This window comes from Rodentibacter genomosp. 1, assembly GCF_001999285.1.
GTDB lineage: Bacteria > Pseudomonadota > Gammaproteobacteria > Enterobacterales > Pasteurellaceae > Rodentibacter.
In genome coordinates, this window is sequence record NZ_MLHN01000014.1 from 32,676 (window position 1) to 50,342 (window position 17,667).

General features: G+C 36.4%; 18 protein-coding genes and 1 pseudogene. 6 read left to right on the forward strand and 13 right to left on the reverse strand.

The genetic code is table 11. From position 1 onward, the window contains the following. The first annotated feature begins 196 nt into the window (after positions 1 to 196). The gene (locus BKK54_RS08465; RefSeq protein ID WP_077542647.1) at positions 197 to 1,243 is read left to right on the forward strand and encodes an extracellular solute-binding protein; all 1,047 of its coding nucleotides are present in this window, start codon (positions 197 to 199) and stop codon (positions 1,241 to 1,243) included. A gap of 336 nt (positions 1,244 to 1,579) precedes the next feature. Here the strand turns inward: BKK54_RS08465 and BKK54_RS08470 are convergent, their stop codons facing one another. Further along, on the reverse strand, positions 1,580 to 2,608 hold the full coding sequence (locus BKK54_RS08470) for a hypothetical protein (RefSeq protein WP_077542648.1): 1,029 nt from the start codon (positions 2,606 to 2,608) through the stop codon (positions 1,580 to 1,582). A gap of 10 nt (positions 2,609 to 2,618) precedes the next feature. Further along, the gene (locus BKK54_RS08475) at positions 2,619 to 2,855 is read right to left on the reverse strand and encodes an AlpA family phage regulatory protein (protein WP_077542649.1); all 237 of its coding nucleotides are present in this window, start codon (positions 2,853 to 2,855) and stop codon (positions 2,619 to 2,621) included. A 204-nt stretch (positions 2,856 to 3,059) separates the two neighbouring features. On the opposite strand from BKK54_RS08475, the gene BKK54_RS08480 reads away from it, so the two are divergent. Further along, positions 3,060 to 3,467 carry a hypothetical protein gene (locus BKK54_RS08480; protein WP_077542650.1) on the forward strand — a complete coding sequence of 136 codons (408 nt, stop codon included), beginning with the start codon at positions 3,060 to 3,062 and terminating at the stop codon, positions 3,465 to 3,467. Here the strand turns inward: BKK54_RS08480 and BKK54_RS08485 are convergent. Beyond that, positions 3,457 to 3,912, reverse strand: coding sequence for a hypothetical protein (locus BKK54_RS08485; RefSeq protein WP_077542651.1), 456 nt, complete (start codon positions 3,910 to 3,912; stop codon positions 3,457 to 3,459). The genes BKK54_RS08480 and BKK54_RS08485 overlap by 11 nt on opposite strands. A 41-nt stretch (positions 3,913 to 3,953) precedes the next feature. Beyond that, on the reverse strand, positions 3,954 to 4,322 hold the full coding sequence (locus BKK54_RS08490; RefSeq protein ID WP_077542652.1) for a helix-turn-helix domain-containing protein: 369 nt from the start codon (positions 4,320 to 4,322) through the stop codon (positions 3,954 to 3,956). A gap of 107 nt (positions 4,323 to 4,429) precedes the next feature. Here BKK54_RS08490 and BKK54_RS08495 point away from each other — a divergent pair, with 107 nt between their 5' ends. The 3 genes and pseudogenes from BKK54_RS08495 to BKK54_RS08505 all read left to right on the forward strand — a co-directional run bounded on the left by BKK54_RS08495 (position 4,430) and on the right by BKK54_RS08505 (position 8,181). Beyond that, a complete protein-coding gene (locus tag BKK54_RS08495; protein ID WP_077542653.1) occupies positions 4,430 to 5,332 on the forward strand; it encodes a hypothetical protein in 903 nt (300 codons plus the stop codon). Positions 5,333 to 5,671: 339 nt separating this feature from the next. Beyond that, positions 5,672 to 6,763 (forward strand): annotated as a pseudogene (locus tag BKK54_RS12035) (FtsK/SpoIIIE domain-containing protein); the annotation flags it as partial. A 1,064-nt stretch (positions 6,764 to 7,827) separates the two neighbouring features. Next, positions 7,828 to 8,181 carry a DNA translocase FtsK gene (locus tag BKK54_RS08505; protein WP_077542655.1) on the forward strand — a complete coding sequence of 118 codons (354 nt, stop codon included), beginning with the start codon at positions 7,828 to 7,830 and terminating at the stop codon, positions 8,179 to 8,181. Positions 8,182 to 8,201: 20 nt separating this feature from the next. Here BKK54_RS08505 and BKK54_RS12045 read toward each other — a convergent pair whose 3' ends face one another. Both BKK54_RS12045 and BKK54_RS12050 read right to left on the reverse strand, forming a co-directional pair. Next, positions 8,202 to 8,951, reverse strand: coding sequence for a tyrosine-type recombinase/integrase (locus tag BKK54_RS12045; RefSeq protein WP_244153127.1), 750 nt, complete (start codon positions 8,949 to 8,951; stop codon positions 8,202 to 8,204). Between the two features lie 124 nt (positions 8,952 to 9,075). Beyond that, complete coding sequence (locus tag BKK54_RS12050; RefSeq protein ID WP_244153128.1) at positions 9,076 to 9,471, reverse strand: Arm DNA-binding domain-containing protein; 396 nt, start codon at positions 9,469 to 9,471, stop codon at positions 9,076 to 9,078. Positions 9,472 to 9,645: 174 nt separating this feature from the next. Between BKK54_RS12050 and mutS the strand changes: the two genes are divergently transcribed. Then, entirely contained in the window at positions 9,646 to 12,231 is a 2,586-nt protein-coding gene (gene mutS, locus BKK54_RS08515) for a DNA mismatch repair protein MutS (RefSeq protein WP_077542656.1), read from the forward strand. A 412-nt stretch (positions 12,232 to 12,643) separates the two neighbouring features. On the opposite strand, the gene nfuA is transcribed toward mutS, so the two are convergent. The 7 genes from nfuA to BKK54_RS08550 form a co-directional block, all read right to left on the reverse strand. Beyond that, entirely contained in the window at positions 12,644 to 13,228 is a 585-nt protein-coding gene (gene nfuA, locus BKK54_RS08520; RefSeq protein WP_077542657.1) for a Fe-S biogenesis protein NfuA, read from the reverse strand. A gap of 83 nt (positions 13,229 to 13,311) precedes the next feature. Further along, complete coding sequence (locus tag BKK54_RS08525; protein ID WP_077542658.1) at positions 13,312 to 14,010, reverse strand: ComF family protein; 699 nt, start codon at positions 14,008 to 14,010, stop codon at positions 13,312 to 13,314. 2 nt (positions 14,011 to 14,012) lie between these two features. Further along, a complete protein-coding gene (locus BKK54_RS08530; protein ID WP_077542659.1) occupies positions 14,013 to 15,386 on the reverse strand; it encodes a type IV pilus secretin PilQ in 1,374 nt (457 codons plus the stop codon). An 8-nt stretch (positions 15,387 to 15,394) separates the two neighbouring features. Continuing rightward, a complete protein-coding gene (locus BKK54_RS08535) occupies positions 15,395 to 15,787 on the reverse strand; it encodes a pilus assembly protein PilP (RefSeq protein ID WP_077542660.1) in 393 nt (130 codons plus the stop codon). Positions 15,788 to 15,789: 2 nt separating this feature from the next. After that, a complete protein-coding gene (locus BKK54_RS08540; RefSeq protein WP_077542661.1) occupies positions 15,790 to 16,308 on the reverse strand; it encodes a hypothetical protein in 519 nt (172 codons plus the stop codon). Beyond that, positions 16,305 to 16,835, reverse strand: coding sequence for a PilN domain-containing protein (locus tag BKK54_RS08545; protein ID WP_158074625.1), 531 nt, complete (start codon positions 16,833 to 16,835; stop codon positions 16,305 to 16,307). Before BKK54_RS08545 ends, BKK54_RS08540 begins: the two co-directional genes overlap by 4 nt. Further along, a complete protein-coding gene (locus BKK54_RS08550) occupies positions 16,810 to 17,643 on the reverse strand; it encodes a competence protein ComA (protein ID WP_077542663.1) in 834 nt (277 codons plus the stop codon). The genes BKK54_RS08545 and BKK54_RS08550 overlap by 26 nt, the downstream gene beginning before the upstream one ends. Positions 17,644 to 17,667: the final 24 nt, after the last annotated feature.

The following is a 17,667-nucleotide window of genomic DNA, read 5'->3' on the forward strand; positions in this document are numbered from 1 at the left end:
TTTGGGGCTTCAAACTCATTAGACCTCTGTTCATTTCCCCTTCCAAGGCGGTTTAAATGTTATAAAAATGTTGCAAATCCGCCTTGTTACCCTACAATGGCGGAGCCTCAAATACTAAGGTTCTTCCCTCTTTGAGTGTGGCGATCTTACTTGAAAGATCTGGTTTTATTTTCTGTATTAAGGAGAATAAAAAATTATGAAAAAATTGACCGCACTTTTCACTTCAAGTGTATTTTTATTTAGCACCCACAATATCGCAATGGCGAATGACAATACGGTTTATCTCTATACTTGGAGCGAATATGTGCCGGAAGGTTTACTGGACAACTTTACCAAGGAAACCGGGATTAAAGTGATTGTTTCCAGTTTGGAATCAAATGAGACCATGTACGCTAAACTGAAAACTCAGGGTGAAAACGGTGGCTATGATGTGATTGCCCCCACTAGCTATTTTGTCTCCAAAATGATTCGGGAAGATATGCTAAAGGCATTAGATCACGAAAAACTGCCCGTTATCAAAGAATTAGATCCGAATATGCTGGATAAACCTTTTGATAAAGGCAACAAATATTCCTTACCTCAATTATTTGGGGCGACCGGTATTGCTTATAACACGGATACGCAAAATCCCGCCCAATTTCAATCTTGGGGCGATCTGTGGAAACCAGAATTTAAGGGGCGTCTGCAAATGTTGGATGATCCAAGAGAATTGTTCAATATTGCCCTGTTAAAAATGAACAAAGACCCGAATACGCAAGATCCAAAAGTCTTGGAAGAGGCTTATCAAGAATTGCTTAAATTACGTGGCAATATTTTGGCATTTAATTCGGATAACCCATCCAGCAGCTTTATTTCAGGTGAAACAGAAGTCGGTTTATTATGGAATGGCTCCGTTCGCATTGCCAAAAACGAAGGGGCAAAAATTGATATGCAGTATCCGAAAGAAGGCACAATGCTTTGGATTGATAATTTGGCCATTCCGAAAACCGCCAAAAATGTGGAAAGCGCACACAAGCTGATTAATTATCTATTGAGTGCGGATGTGGCAGAAAAACTGACTTTACAAATCGGCTATCCCACTTCTAATCTCAAGGCATTAAAACGTTTGCCAAAAGAATTAACGGATGATCGTGCAACCTTTATCACTCAAGACATGATCGATAGAAGCCAATGGCAACTTGATGTGGATGATGCCATTGAGCTGTATGATAGCTATTATCAAAAATTAAAAGCCGCTCAATAATATTGACGACAGAAAAATAAACCGCATAAAAGTGCGGTTTATTTTTTGAAATAGAAGCAAATGGCGTATTTAGGTGAAAACATACACCTGTAATTAAATTGTAATTGGCTTTTTCCTCGCTCAACCTCTAAAATACCCTACATTAAAGTCTCTATTTTTCGGTCTATATTGCCGTCCATTTTCTTATCCCAAAACAGGTAACTCAATGATTTCAGAAGATAATTTTTCTCATGATGCAGCGGGTTATGTTTATTGATTGGCAAGGGTTGGCACGTTATTAAAATAAAAAGCTACATAATAACCTACACTTATGTAGCTTTTTATTATTGGTATTTGTTATTTATAGAATGGCTCAAAACGCTTTACAATATCCTGCCATTTATCCCAATTTATATCAAGTTGAAATTTGCTTTCAGCTTTTCTTAGTTGGTCATTTAAAACAACTTGATTATGGCGAGTTGAACCATTTTGGCTTGCTAAGTAGTTCTTTATTGAAACAGGTAAGCTCCTTGCTGTTTGCAAATATGGAAGAAAACCACTAATGTTATTTTCTATCAATTCTTCATCATAAATCTTTATGAGTAAAAATGGATTGTCTAGTTTTGATAAATTATGAAGTCGATATTTTTTCCCTTTATTTTTAGGTTTTATCCTAAGCTCTAGCCTTGTTATGCGAGTTTCAATATCCTTTTCACTAACAGTTATTAGGTCTTCACTATAATAGCTATTAGAAGTATATAGTTTTACCTTTTCATAAACCAGTAGATAAAAACTTGAACGATTTGAACCAACAGCATAGTTGTTTTTAAGATTATCCTTATTATTTATAAACCTAATACCTGTTCTTGCTTTCGAGATAGAGAAGTAATAATTGGTAATAAATTTTTTACTATGAATATCAATAGTAAGATCTAGTCTTGTTATTCTAGCTCTTCTAAATAATTTCTCTATTATTCCTTTACCAATTCCTTTCTTCAGCCATTCCACGATATTAAAGATTGAATCTATTTCTGCATATTGTGGAGATAACTCAAAGCGAATAGTTGGAACATTTACCTTATACAAAGGGTCATAGGATATCAATAAATAGAAACTAGGATTGTTTTTGCAACTAATTTTAAAGTTTTCCTTATATTTATTACTAAGCCCAATCTCCTTTTTGATATTATACCTTCTTGATGTTTCTTTGGACAAGAACTCTAGTTTTCTACATATTTCCTGATATTCTATTTTTGATTTTATATCACAAACAAAAGATAATTTATCAATTCCCATACATAGATTATTGCCTCGGAATTTTCCTACTCTAATGAAGTTATTCATTTTATAAATTGCTGCCTTATTTAATAGTATAGTATTACTCATAATTCCCCCATTAATTAGTATTACTAAGTAAATATGCTTGTAGTGTGCTAATAGAATGCGAAGAAACGCACTTACAAGTGGAAGAACGCTCTTCAATCCATTCATCAATTTCTTCTTCTAACCACGCAACCGCCCTTACTGAAAGCTTTTTTGGCTGTGGAAAATCAGATGATTTGATCAAGCGATAGATTGTCGATTTTGATAACGTCGTTTTTGCCATTACCTGGCGAAGTTTTATAAGTTGCATAGCTACCTCGATAGTCATCAAAAGGCGGAATTACCTTTTGTCGAGATGCATTTACAAATATGGGAAAATCAGTCTGAATTAGCTGAATTTTGGCTTTTTTATGAGTTAAAAACTGACAGTCAGTTATAAATAACTAAAATTTGCTGATTGTCAGTTTTGATAGGTATATACTGACAGTCAGTTGAATTTAAGAGAGGTATCAATATGCATAAGAATTTAATAGGTCAGACTGCTGAGCAAAAAAGAAACTACAAAGAGCAAAGAAAGCGGAGAGAGGAGATTAAAAAGAAATTCCCTAAGACAATAACTTACTATACCTATGAACCTATCAATAAAAAGATTGAGAAAAAAGCTGAAAGATTTACTGCAATTTTTGAAAAATTAAAGATTAAATATAGAAAAAGTGAACTAAAATCACTAGCTATTACTTACTATATCCATACTTATAAAAAAGAACATTTGAGAAAGTTATTTTTATTTATATATAAAAAATTAGTTACAGATGAAGCTAGTGTAGATGACTTAATTCGACATTTAAATCGGAAGTTCTCTGAAATAGAAAGAAAATGGAATAAAGAGTTGATTATTAAGTATCTACTATTCAAGAATTAAATGAGATAAAGAAAACTGATGTAGGTAGAATTTCTGATATATTAATGCTTTTTATTGAGCAGCTATCAAATAGTATTAATTCTTCATCAGTATAATTGTTGATTACACTCCAATGAGAATAAGTAGAGAATAAAACACCTGCGTTTGGAGATTGTAAGTGGGTAATAATGTTAGATTTTAGAGTTGAACGTCGCTTTATTTCATTAGGCTGAATTTTGATCTTTTTATATAACTTAGATATATGGTTGAGTAAATACTCCATTTGGTAAATATCTAAACCGTTAGTGAGGAGATCATAAACTCCCCAATTATTCATATAAGCAAGTAGTAACTCATTGAATAATGGTTTACGTTTTATTTTTCTATTTGATACGAAATAAACAGCATTCACAATGCTATAAATCCCACATAAACAGTCAAGTTCACCTTGTTGCAATGCTTTCATATTAAAATTATATATCAATATGTTAGCATATTTATTGCTATCTACAAAACTGTCTCTAAAAAGACTAAAAGCCCTCGTTTTTTATCTGCACTTAGACGAGCTAAGTGTGCCGCTAATCGATTTTGCACACTATCCTCTGAAACAGGAATAAACTTCCATTTGTCATTACTTTTAATATCGGATACACAATCAATAAAGAACCACCCGATTTCAGTGTTTAAGGTGGTTGCAATTTCGACTAAGTGAGCCACATTGATTTTATTTTCTCCACGTTCGTAGCGAGAAAGCTGCTGTTGGGCGATACCTATCTGTTCCGACAACTCTGAGGCGCTAAATCCAAGTTCTTTTCTTTTTTGTTGAATCCTTTTACCTATCAATCTATCCGTCTCTGTTACTGAAAGTTTCGACATTGCTCAAGCCCTAAATTATCATTTATTGCTATTTTGTAAGTGTTTTACTCCTTTAAAAATATCGGTTATAGTATCTTTGTTCTATTTTACTTAATTAAGGGGTTATTATGCCGTCTCAATCACAGGTTATCGATGCTTTCTATCGTTTGTATCAGGCTTATCATAATAAGCGGTTTACAAAGACGCTCAATTTTACTGAAAAGACAGAGCGTGAATTACTCCCGTTAGTAAGAAATTACCTATTTGGTTATTTTGATCATCTTGAACCGGAAGCTGGGGTACAGATTACTACAAATGTTCAAGGTCGCTTTGATTTCCTCATTAATAATATCGCGGTTGAATTTGCAATCAGATCGGCAAGAAAAGGAGGAAATAACCTTAAAGCTGAAAAGAATGTGGGTGAAATTAAAAAATTAATTAGACATCCGGATCATTCTTTAATGATTTTATTTGACTTTAAAAAATCTATTACGGATGAAGAGGTCAACAAAACCCTTGAAGAATATAGAAAAATTCCTTCTCTAGGGCGAGGAAATCCTCACAGATATCCATTTACAGTCGCTTACTTTTATCAAGATGAATCGGGGGATCTATCGTATGACACAAGGAGAATCCGAGTAAAAAGACGACCGATTAGTCTATGTGAAGATAAAGATATTATTGAGCAAATCAACGTTATTAACCAACGAGATTTGACTGCTATAGAATTTGATTTTAATACTGGAGATTATATTTGTACATACTTGGTTGAAGTGAGGCTGAAAAAAGAGGGAGAATTAACGATTGAATATCAGGATAGTGAAGGAAATTATCATCAATATAAGGGCTGTGAAACAAAGAATAATACTTATGAGTTAATCTCGGCTGAAAACTCGTTGAATAAAGCCACAGTATCTTTGTCTCTTGATGAAGAAGATAAAACGTTGACGATTGAAGGGACACTAATAGAAGATGGTTATAAAAAAGAGTGGTTTATCGAAAATAATACTGAAGTAAATAATAAAAAATAGCATGATTTTTCACTTTATTCTACTAGACAAATAGATATGATGAGTAAAACAAACGATGATAGTTCATTAAAAAATGAACAAATTATCCAAAAATTAGAAGAATTTTATAAAGAGTATAATATCAATATAAAATTTAAATCAGTAACTACTTATTTTCACTTTAATTCTTACAATTTTGAAATTAAAAAAAGTCAGGATTTTTCAACAATAAAATCCTTAGAGAAAAAATTATATAAAGCATTTCAATTACCTTCAATCTTGATTACACAACAAGAAAGTACTGATGTTTCCTTTCAAATCATTCATCAAGATAGAAAACCTTATGTATTTTTAGAGGCGGTTCAAAGTGAAGCTTTCCAAAATCCAAAAGATATGCAACTTCCTTTCTTGTTAGGAGAAAGAAATGGAGCATTCGTAGCAAATTTGGCTAAATTTCCTCATTTGTTAATTAGTGGATGTGTAGGTGCGGGAAAATCAATGTTTATTCATAATTTAATATTAAGCCTGCTACATCATCAATCGCCAGAAAAATTAAAATTGATCTTAGTTGATCCTAAAGTAGTAGAATTAAGTATATATAATGACATTCCCCATTTGCTGACACCCGTGGTTACCGATATGAAAAAAGCGGCAAATGCCTTACGTTGGTGTGTGGATGAAATGGAACGCCGTTATCAATTACTTTCTGCTTTGCAGGTGCGTAATATTGAAGGCTTTAATGAGAAAATTGATGAATATGAAGGAATGGGAATGCCGATTCCAAATCCGATTTGGAAACAGGATGATACTTCGGATCAAATGCCGCCGGCATTGAAAAAATTTAGCTATATCGTGGTGATTTTGGATGAATTTGCTGATCTTGTGATGGTTGCCAGCAAGCAAATTGAAGAGTTAATCGCCCGACTTGCACAAAAAGCACGTGCGGTTGGTATTCACCTTATTTTGGCAACGCAACGCCCTTCCGGTGATGTGATTACGAAGCTGATTAAAGCCAATATTCCAAGTCGTATTGCATTTACGGTTACTTCGGCAACTGATTCTAGAATCATTATAGATTGTAATGACGCTGAATGTTTGTGTGGTAGAGGTGATATGTTGGTTTCTCTACCTGGAAATTACGCTCCCCTTAGAGTTCAAGCACCTTTCATTAATGATGATGATATTTCACTTTTTACAGAAAGGTTACGTTTGCAAGGAAAACCGAAATATATTGATTTTCCTAAAGATTTTTCTAAAAGAATGGAAGAAAAACCGAAATATGATCCAATAATTCCCGATGTATTAAAATATATTCTTGATAGCCAAAATACCTCGATATCTGCGATTCTACGTCAATTTCATATCGGTTTTAATCGAGCTGCAAGAATTTTAGATTCTTTGGAAGATAAAGGTTTTATTTCTCCTTCTTATAACAACAAACGGAAAATCTTAATCAATGAATTTAGTGAGGCAGACTTACCACAAGAAATACTAGAGAGTAAACTACCGGAAGTTGTAGAAAATAAGCCTAGTTTACAAATAGGATTAATTACATTTGGAAAGTTTTCAGATAGCTTAATAAATAATATTGATGAATATAACATCACTTATTATTCTTATGGCGACATTGATTATAATGCTATAGTTAATATGGATGTTTTTATATTAGTTGGTGATATAAATGAGAAAATATTAACAAATAAAAAGTTAGAAAAAATAATAGAAAATAATACCGAATTAATTACTTTTATTATATCTTTCAATAAAGATAAGGATTTTTTAGATAAATTTAATATTCCATATTTTATAGGAGATGAAAATAATTCTGATAAGATTAATGAGTTAATAAGATCTTTATGCAATATGTCAGTTAATCCAGGGATGATTAATGTGGATATTGTTGATATTAGTTTAGCTTTTTCAGATTGTAGAAATGTGAAGTATTTATGTGTAAAAGATAGCACCAAAGAATATCGTCATAATATAAAAAATTATTTCAATAAATCAAATAAAAAGATATTATCTTCATTAGTGAATATTGAATCTGACTTTAGTTTATCTTTTGATATTATGTGTTCGATTACGGATTGGATTGCGGAGCAAGTTAATGAAAATGCAAGGATTGTCTGTGGAACATCATTGAATTTTGCTCTTAAGGATGAATTAAAAATTCATATTTTTTATGCAGAAGAATAAATAATTTTTATCTGAAAATCTAAATTCTCAGTCGATCTTATTAAAAACAAGTGCATCTTCCTCTATTGGGAAGTTTGGAAGAGGGGATTCTAAAAGCGGAGCTTTCATAGACAGGTGGGGAAAGCTCACCTATTTTATTTAGACCATATAAATGATGAGACCGGCTCTTTGAGCTTAATTATCCATCGTTTCTTATTGTTAATGGCTTTTTTCTCTTATTACTCATAGAATAGACCCCTAAAAGGCAAGACATAGTTCGGCTTTATCAATATTTAAGCATTAAAATGACTTTGAGATTAAGAGAAAGAAAGTGAATTTAAATGAAACATTATCCCAACACACCTGATTTAACAAGAATCCACAGTGCTTTTGTCAGTGATGAAGAAATTATGGCTATCACAGATTTCCTGCGTATGTTTGGACTACCTCGATATCAAGAAGATATTTTTACTGGTGAAACATTGTCATTATTAAATGACGAACTGGATCCTTTATTTGATAAAGTACGCAAATTCGTGATTAAAACAGAAACTACTTCAATCTCGGCAATTATACGCAAGTTTAGCATTGGTTTTAATCGTGCTGCTAATATTATGGCGCAGCTTGAAGCAGAAGGGGTTATATCAGAACCATTAAAATCGGGAAAACGAGAGTTACTCATATCAAAAAATTAAAGTAATAGGCAGGAAACTGCCTATTTCTCAATTACTAAATCATCTAAATAATCAGCCCATTTCTGTAACCAAATACGGCATTCTTTGTCATAACTATGTAAATTATAAGTTCCTTCAATTCCTTTTTTTGAATGTCCTAAAATAGCCTCTCCAACTTCATTTGGACAGCCTAAACGGGCTAAGCCGGTACGAACCGTTCTGCGTAGATCGTGTGGAGACCAATGTTCAATATCTAACATTAAGCCATTTTTTCTTAAAGCCCACATTCTTTCTGTTAGATACTTTTGTTGTATTGGCTTTTCTTGTAATCTCATTTGAAATAGGTATCTCGTTGAATGATCAAATGTTTTTATGAGTTCTATTGCTTGTGTAGAAAGTTGGACATAGCGGGAAGTACCTGTTTTTGTTTCTCTCAAGAAAATTGTTTTCATTTCTAAATCAATATCATCCCACTCTATTGTACAAATTTCTCCTGTTCGGCATCCGGTGAGTAATGTAAGCAAAAATACATTTTGGATTTTTTCAGTTAAGCGAGATTTTTTTATCCATTCTAAGAATATGCTAAGCTCTCTATGATCAAATGCTCGCGTTCCCCGATTATTAGTTAGCTTAACAGTACTCATTTTTAACGTTTCTTTTGCTAAAAGTGCAGGATTAACAAAATTTTCATCAAACTTGTCTAATCCTATTGCAAAACGGTAAGCTAAAGCCCACTCACGAAGAACGTTACCCGCTTGAACATTAGCTCCTCTTTCATTTACAATCTTCAAGATATGCTCGGCAATTTCTTTTCTAGTTATAGAAGACGCTAACCTATTACCAAAAGGAATGACAACATCATTATGTAATGTTCGACGAACTTCATCTGTCCTTTAGGTTTTCTTGCACCGACTATCAAACGACCATTTTCACTATAGTGATCTTCAATATACTGTGATAGATAGAGTTCAATAAGATCTTTAACATAGAACGGTTTTTTTGATTAGCTTGTTCTTTCTTGTATTTTTTTAGTTCTGATGCGGGACAGCGACCTGCAAGTCGAATATGTTTCAATTCTTTAAGCTGCTTTCTCGCTTCTGCTAAACTGACAGCAGGAAATGAGCCAATTTTTACTTGAGTAAGTTTTTGAGTTATCGGGCTTGAATAACGATAGAAAAAGGTTTTCAGCCCTGTCTTGCCACAGGTAACTCTTAGACCTGAGTATTCTCCAATATCAGCTTTATCGGGATCTTTGGGCTTCATCGCCTCAATAGTTTTTGTCGTTAATGGCTTTTTTATACTATTACTCATAAAATATCTCCTTAAAAGTGCTTATATATTATACTATAGGTTTATAGGAGCCTACAAATAAACCTATATTTAAGTATGGGTTTTTATAAGACTTTATGAAACTTTGATAAACTTTATGAAACGATGAACTTATTTAAAATCATTTAATATCAATAACTTAATTAATTTAATAATATGAATTTAAACGAAAAAATGTCACAACATACCCCAATGATGCAGCAATATCTCAAACTCAAAGCGGAAAATCCGGATATTTTGCTGTTTTATCGTATGGGGGATTTTTATGAGCTGTTTTATGATGATGCGAAAAAAGCGGCGGCATTATTGGATATCTCCCTAACCAAGCGGGGACAATCTGCGGGGCTGCCCATTCCGATGGCAGGGGTGCCTTATCATGCCATAGAAGGTTATTTAGCAAAATTGGTTCAGTTGGGTGAGTCTGTCGCTATTTGTGAGCAGGTGGGGGATCCGGCAACAAGCAAAGGGCCGGTAGAACGTCAAATTGTACGGATTGTAACGCCAGGCACAGTGAGTGATGAAGCCTTGTTACCGGAACGCCAAGACAATTTAATTGCTGCTATCTATCAAGAAAAAGATCAATTTGGTTTAGCCACATTAGATATGACATCCGGCCTTTTTCAACTGTGCGAGCCTGAAAATAAAGAAACGCTACGTGCGGAATTACAACGCATTGCTCCGGTGGAGTTGCTCTATTGCGAAGATTTCAGCGAAATGGCAATCATTGAACATTGTAAAGGATTACGCCGTCGCCCCATTTGGGAATTTGAACTTGGTACGGCGATTAGCCAGCTCAACCGTCAATTCGGCACGAAAGATTTGCGTGCCTTTGGCGTAGAAAAATCACCACTTGGACTAAGTGCAGTGGGCTGTTTGTTGCAATATGCGAAAGAAACTCAACGTACCGCCTTACCGCATATTAACAGCATTAGTGTGATTCAAAATCAAGATTATATTCAACTGGATGCCGCTACAAGACGCAATTTAGAACTCACTCAAAATCTTGCCGGTGGCACAGAGAATACGCTTGCTTCAGTGTTGGATAAATGTGTCACCCCAATGGGAAGCCGTTTGCTCAAACGTTGGATTCATCAACCTATTCGGGATACCCAAAAACTTCGCCAACGCCAACAGGCGATTGCAGAAATTTTAAATTTTGATCTAGTAGATGAATTACAACCCTATTTAAAACAAGTGGGGGATATGGAACGTATTTTGGCTCGAGTGGCATTGCGTTCGGCACGTCCACGGGATCTCACCCGTTTGCGTACTGCATTGGAGCAACTCCCCGAATTACAAGCGATCATTCAGCAAAAAACACCGCCATTTTTGACCGCACTTTTTACTCAGATCGCAGATTTTAGTGAACAGTGTGATCTCCTACAACGTGCCATTATTGACTTGCCACCACTTTTGATTCGTGATGGTGGGGTGATTGCACAAGGATACAATGAAGAATTGGACGAATGGCGAACCCTTTCTGATGGTGCAACTCAATATTTAGAGAATCTAGAAAAACGAGAGCGGGACAATACTGGGATCGATACCTTAAAAATCGGTTTTAATGCCGTTCACGGTTATTATATTCAAATTAGCCAAGGGCAAGCTCATAAAGCACCGATTCATTATGTTCGCCGCCAAACCTTAAAAAATGCGGAACGCTACATCATTCCGGAACTGAAGGAATATGAAGATAAAGTGCTGAAATCCAAAGGGGCAGCGTTGGCGTTGGAAAAACAGCTTTACGAGGAATTATTCGATTTACTGCTCCCACATTTAGGCGCTTTACAACTGGCAAGCCTTGCCTTATCGGAATTAGATGTATTAGTGAATTTGGCGGAACGTGCAGACCGATTAAACTATGTGATGCCTACATTCTGTGATGAAATCAGTATGACGATTGAAAACGGCCGTCATCCGGTGGTGGAACAAGTGCTTAAAGAGCCGTTTATCGCCAATCCGGTTGAACTCAATAAAGATCGTCATTTACTCATCATTACCGGCCCTAATATGGGGGGGAAAAGTACTTATATGCGTCAAACCGCCTTGATTGCGTTAATGGCGTATATGGGAAGTTTTGTTCCGGCAGATCAGGCAAAAATTGGGCCGATTGACCGCATTTTCACCCGTATCGGTGCCTCTGATGATCTTGCCTCCGGTCGTTCAACCTTTATGGTAGAAATGACGGAAATGGCGAATATTCTCCATCAAGCCAGCGCACAAAGTTTGGTACTAATTGATGAAATTGGACGAGGCACTTCTACCTATGATGGGCTTTCCCTTGCTTGGGCATGTGCAGAATGGCTGGCGAAAAATATCCGTTCGCTCACCTTATTTGCCACCCATTATTTTGAATTAACTGCTTTGCCGGAACAATTTGCAGGCATTGTGAACGTGCATTTAGATGCCCTTGAGCATAATAACACCATTGCTTTTATGCACAGTGTACAAGAAGGGGCGGCAAGCAAAAGTTATGGTTTAGCGGTTGCCGCCTTAGCCGGGGTACCGCAACAAGTCATTAAACTGGCGAAGCAAAAATTGACACAATTAGAAAAAATATCGGGTCATGCTGCCGATCAACAAATTCAAGCTTTGCGAGAAGCTCATCAACACCAGGGAGAGCTTGCCTTTGAACAAGAAATGGAGGCGTTACGAACAGCAATTGAAAAACTTGATCCTGATGAATTAAGCCCTAAACAGGCATTGGCGTATTTGTATCAACTGAAAAAAATGGTGAACTAAAACGCTCATAAAAACGACCGCACTTTACACAATTCGATCTGATATAAAAGTGCGGTCAATTTTTGAAAAGATTCTGTTGTTATGCAGGACAACACTGATTTTTTGTTTGCTTGCAGAGGCACGCAGTGTGTGTCCGAATTTTAACATATTGAAATGATTTGATTTTATAACGGACACACGCAGTGTGTCCCTACTAACCACGTTATTTAATATTGAATAGGTAATATTAGTCTTTCACTTAACGGGATTAGCAAAATAAAACGGACGCACATTGAGTTTCCTTTATAAAAAACAATTTCAACAAGTTATAAAAAATGACATACATAGTGTGTCCTTAAAAACAACTCAAAATGTTGTAAAAGTGCGGTTGTTTTCACTGATTTTCCCACCGTCTATGGTGGGAGGTGTGTTGTTAATAGTAGGAATGTTCGCCTCGTTGATGTTCTGTCACATCTTTTGCCCCTTTCAATTCATTCGGGAATAGACCGACTAATTGTTTTTCCACTCCATCTTTTAAGGTGACATCCACCATTGAACAACCATTACAGCCCCCTCCAAATTGTAAAACGGCATAGCCGTCTTCTGTAATTTCAATGAGGGTGATTTTTCCACCATGGCCGGCTAACTGTGGATTAATTTGAGTTTGAATGACATATTCCACACGTTCAATCAAAGGCGCATCATCTGCAACCTTACGCATTTTTGCATTTGGTGCCTTTAACGTGAGCTGCGCTCCCAATTCTTCAGTTACATAATCAATCTCGGCGTCTTCTAAAAACGGGAGGCTGATCTCATCCACAAAGGCTGAGAACGTACTATATTTCATTTCAATATCACTTTCTTCCACTGCACTCGGGGGGCAATAAGATACCCCACATTCTGCATTCGGCGTGCCAGGGTTTACTACAAAAATACGAATATTCGTGCCTTCTTCTTGTGTATCCAATAATTTACGAAAATGTGCCTGTGCCGCTTCCGAAATAGCAATTTGTTCCATAAAGCTTCCTTAATACTTGAGAAAATTTGTCAGATGATACGCCTACCTCGGTATTTTTTCCACTTTTTTGTCGCTCAATCTCATTAAACACGTGCCAATCCCCATACTTGTATTTCTTGAACACCCAATTGACGTAGTAACGTGGCTATTTCGTTAAGTGTGCTGCCTGTTGTAATCACATCATCTACAAGTGCTATCCGCTTATAAGGAAAGGGAGATGAAAGAGTAATTTTAAACGCATTGTTCAAGTTTCGGCAACGGGCTGTTGCACTTAAACCACGTTGGGTCGGTGTATTTTTTACTCGCTTAACAATATGGGATAAACAAGGAATATTAAGCCATCGACTGAGCACTTTCGCTAATAAATCAGACTGATTATAGCCCCGTTGCCATTGGCGGAGATGGTGGAGCGGTACAGGAATAATGGCTTGAGGAAAGGTTAATCCGTATATTCGCCTTGCCTCATAAAGCTCAAGTAATAATAAACGGGCTAAAGTTCGATCAAGCCAAAATTTTTTTTGAAACTTAAAATGATGAATTAAATGGGAAAGTGGCTCATCATAACGCCCGATAACCACGAGCCGATCCCAAATAAAGGCATGACGATAGCAATTTCCACAATAACCGGCAACATATTGCAAAGGTGCGCCACAACGGCCACAGTAGGTATATCGTGGGATTTGTCGTTGGCACCTTGAACACAAGCCATTTGCCCCCAGTTTTAACGGAGATTGGCATAGCACACAGCTAAATTGGAAAAATTCACTAAAATTTAACCGCACTTTTATTTTCCTGATTGGGTTTCTGTTTTTGGTTTTATCCCTTGTAAGCTTCCCCCTTGTTTTAGAATCCTTGGTGTAACAAAAATGACAAGCTCACGCTTCTGATGCCGCTCGGTTTCCTTACTAAATAATCGCTTGACTAACGGTATATCGCCCAATACGGGGACTTTATCAACACCTTTGGTGATCGTATCGTGAAACACACCGCCTAATACAATGGTTTCTCCGTCTTTCGCAAAGACTTGCGTATTGATTTCTTGTTTATCAATGGACACCACTTCATTATTCTGCTGCCCATAAGATAGCCGGCTTCCCGGTGAATTCTGGCTTACCAATAAATCCAACAGAATATTATTATCTTTCGAAATATGTGGTGTGACTTCTAACCCTAATACGGCTTCACGAAACTCAACGGATTGTGTCTCGTTTTTGCCATTTGTCACCACATAAGGAATTTCCGTACCTTGTTTAATACTGGCGCTTTTCTTATTTGTGGTCAGCAACCTTGGGCTTGCAATAATTTCGACATTATTTTCACGCTCAAGGGCGGTCAATTCTAAATCTAATAGTCTCCCATTAATTTTTGCCACTTGTAATGCAAGCGAACCTGCCGGTGTGATATTAGTCGCAAAATTGACATTCAAGTTATCCGTTAAATTCGAAAAACCATTCGCCGCAAGGCTTCCGCTGACACGATGAGCATTTTCTGCCGGTGAAAAAATGCCCCAACGAACCCCCAACTCTTTAAGGCTTTCATCCGTGATGGTGACAATACGAGCTTCAATGGCAATTTGCTCTATGGGTTTATCCAGTTCGGCAATCAGTTTTACCAGATTTTTGACGGATTTTGCCTCATCTTGAATAATCAATACATTACTCCGATCATCAAATGCAATACTTCCCACGGTAGAGAGTAATGAGCCGCTACCGGTCGTAAGTGATTTCATCACTTCGGAGGCTTTCGCAAAATGAAGTTTAATGGTTTTATTCACAAGGGGAGAGGAAGGTATTTTTATGTGATCCAAGACCTCTTGCCCTGTGGGTAATGATGACATTGCCGTAGAAGCCAAGGTTTTTTTTCCTAAGTAATGAATTCCATCTTCCAATCGTAAGGAAAGCCCTTTCATTTTTGCGACAGAACGCAATACCCGCTCAAAATCAACATGATCTAATTGTAATGAAAGCGAACCTTCTAATTCGTCATCAATAATTAAATTACGTCCCTGTGCCAACGCAAGTTCTTGTAGGCTAGACACCATAGGGGCTTGCTTCAATCGAATAGAAAAAACCTGATTATCCGCGAATTCTGCCGCAAACAAATCGGCACAATAAAAACTTAGTAAAAAGAGACCGCACTTTTTAAGCCATATCTTCATATTTTCTCCTAAAATCTAAGTTCTAAGGGGGTAGTTTGTTCACATTGCCCTACTTTTGAACGCAATAACGTTATGCCACTTTTTTCGATCTGCTGTACTAAATACCCTTCTTGCCCTAACCTGTAACCCTGTTTAACCATGATCAATTGTTGTTGAGGATCTAAAAACAGCGCCTCCGGTCTATTTTTGTAAAGTATTACACCCACTAATTTCAGCTGTTCAAAAGCACTTTCTGTGGCAAAGGAGGGTTCTTTAAACGCACATTTTTCTTTTGTTATTTTAGGGAGATTCACTTTATTTTCCCCAGTTTGGCGTTGAGTGTGATCAAAGGGATCTGCGGCGACCGCATTAAGGCTGAAAAGTAGGCAGCCCAATTCTAAAAAATGACGAGCTTTCAACATCCTTATTCCTCCCTTTTAAGTTGTAAAACAATGTTGCTTTGTACCTTTCCACTTTCTGCTTTTTCCATCGCAAGTTGCACGAAAGAAAGTGAGCGTTGTTGTACTAAAAGTGCGGTAAGAAAATGATATAAATATTGAAATTGCCCTTCTAATTGAATCTGCAAAATCGGGCGTGAGGAAAAATCCCATTGGTAAACGATCAGTTCAATGTCATTACTCATTAATTGATGAATTTGTTCATCTAAAGCGACAATTTGCTTGGTGAGCTGAGGTGATAATTCATGCTGATTAGAATGTTTTTTCAAAGTGGAAAGTAATTTGTCTTGATGAGCTAATTCTATTGATTGCTGTGCGATTTCCTGTGCTAACGTTTGCCGTTGCCGCTCAGTTTTCCAGCCCTCCAAAAGAATAGAAAAATTGACTGCACCTAAACAACAGATAAAAAAGCCCCAATGATACATTTTTGGCAATATCAACCACTTTTCAATAATGGGTATTCGCTGTTTAATTAGACGTCTCATTTATCACCTCTTACTATTTCTAGGGAGAGATCAACCTGAAAAACCAAGCGTCCTTGTTCTGTTTTAAATTGTGTCAATTTAACGGTGTTGAAATGCGAACTCAGAAATTCGTGCAATAATTCAAATTCCTGTTGTGATAAACAAAACCCATTCAGCTGAATCCGTTCTTCATTAAGACTGAATATTTCCAGCTCACCTTGTTGAAAAGGAAATTGAGGTAACAAAGACAAAACTTGTTCAACCGTATCAGATTCAATGGCTTGCCACCCTGTTAAAGAGTGTATCCTCTGTTTTATTTGGGCAATATTTTGGACAGTTTGCGTTAGATGACTTTTTTGTTGTTCAAACTGCTGTAATTGCACATTTAATGCCTCTTTTTGTTGGTGTTGAAACCAACTCAGTGCAACATATAGCAAAAAAGCAATTCCCAACACGATAAACGTTTTGAGCCAAAACAGAAACAGCAATTGCCGATATTTCTCTAGCCGCCAAGGCAGTAAATTAATGCCGTTCATTAAGATTCTCATTTAAAAGTGCGGTCGAAAAATCAACATTATTTTGAGGTAAATCCCTTTGCCACAACGCATTTCCTAAGGCAATAAAAGGCAAGTTTATAGTAACCCGTTGCCAATTTTCCGGTAAATTTATTTGTTCAGTGTCGGATGTTTGATATACATAAACATGCGCAATCTCAACCTCAAAGCGTTGGCAAAATTGTGTATAAAGTGCGGTTAAGTTTTCCCTTGTTTGTAAGACCTGCAATCCTTGGGGGGCGGGACGGATAGCAAAACAATGGCATTCATCTTGGTATAAATACAATGAATCCTCTTGTTCTTCACCTAAAAGGAAACGAAATGTACGTAAAATGGCATGATAGGCGACATCTAATACATCGAGAGATAAGCGTCCATAGATTTTTTGCGTTTCCTGAGCCACTTGTCGGCGAACGGCATAAATTTCTAAACGAAAACCTTGTTTTAACGGTGTTGAAATGTAATCAAACCACAGTTCTTCAAAAGGGATCGGCAATTCTTTTTGTAGGACAAAACGACATTGTTGCTCACATTCTTGCACATTCAATCTATGAGGTAAAAGTAAGGTTTTTGACCAAATCAAATGAGGCAAAATACAACCTACACAGCGTAATTTTAAACGGGTTTGTGGAAAATCCTGCACGAGACGTGCCATGACTTGGGCTTCAATATTCCTTTCATCGTCCGGAAGTGAAAAAGATTGGACTTGATTTTGGCTGTTCAACCAAACAAATTGAAATTGATCCCGTTGTTGATGAACGCCAATTTGTATTATTTGCCGTTTTTTATAAGGTATTGGCATATGCTTTTCCTATTATTTAGGCGG

Bases quoted from the DNA above. Each gene is read 5' to 3' on its own strand.
- BKK54_RS08550 (WP_077542663.1), bottom strand. From the start codon at position 17,643: ATGCCAATACCTTATAAAAAACGGCAAATAATACAAATTGGCGTTCAT.
- BKK54_RS08475 (WP_077542649.1), bottom strand. From the start codon at position 2,855: ATGCAACTTATAAAACTTCGCCAGGTAATGGCAAAAACGACGTTATCA.
- BKK54_RS08485 (WP_077542651.1), bottom strand. From the start codon at position 3,912: ATGAAAGCATTGCAACAAGGTGAACTTGACTGTTTATGTGGGATTTAT.
- BKK54_RS08505 (WP_077542655.1), top strand. From the start codon at position 7,828: ATGAAACATTATCCCAACACACCTGATTTAACAAGAATCCACAGTGCT.
- BKK54_RS08530 (WP_077542659.1), bottom strand. From the start codon at position 15,386: ATGAAGATATGGCTTAAAAAGTGCGGTCTCTTTTTACTAAGTTTTTAT.
- mutS (WP_077542656.1), top strand. From the start codon at position 9,646: ATGAATTTAAACGAAAAAATGTCACAACATACCCCAATGATGCAGCAA.
- BKK54_RS08540 (WP_077542661.1), bottom strand. From the start codon at position 16,308: ATGAGACGTCTAATTAAACAGCGAATACCCATTATTGAAAAGTGGTTG.
- BKK54_RS08545 (WP_158074625.1), bottom strand. From the start codon at position 16,835: ATGAGAATCTTAATGAACGGCATTAATTTACTGCCTTGGCGGCTAGAG.
- nfuA (WP_077542657.1), bottom strand. From the start codon at position 13,228: ATGGAACAAATTGCTATTTCGGAAGCGGCACAGGCACATTTTCGTAAA.
- BKK54_RS08535 (WP_077542660.1), bottom strand. From the start codon at position 15,787: ATGTTGAAAGCTCGTCATTTTTTAGAATTGGGCTGCCTACTTTTCAGC.
- BKK54_RS08465 (WP_077542647.1), top strand. From the start codon at position 197: ATGAAAAAATTGACCGCACTTTTCACTTCAAGTGTATTTTTATTTAGC.
- BKK54_RS12050 (WP_244153128.1), bottom strand. From the start codon at position 9,471: ATGAGTAATAGTATAAAAAAGCCATTAACGACAAAAACTATTGAGGCG.
- BKK54_RS08490 (WP_077542652.1), bottom strand. From the start codon at position 4,322: ATGTCGAAACTTTCAGTAACAGAGACGGATAGATTGATAGGTAAAAGG.
- BKK54_RS08495 (WP_077542653.1), top strand. From the start codon at position 4,430: ATGCCGTCTCAATCACAGGTTATCGATGCTTTCTATCGTTTGTATCAG.
- BKK54_RS08470 (WP_077542648.1), bottom strand. From the start codon at position 2,608: ATGAGTAATACTATACTATTAAATAAGGCAGCAATTTATAAAATGAAT.
- BKK54_RS08480 (WP_077542650.1), top strand. From the start codon at position 3,060: ATGCATAAGAATTTAATAGGTCAGACTGCTGAGCAAAAAAGAAACTAC.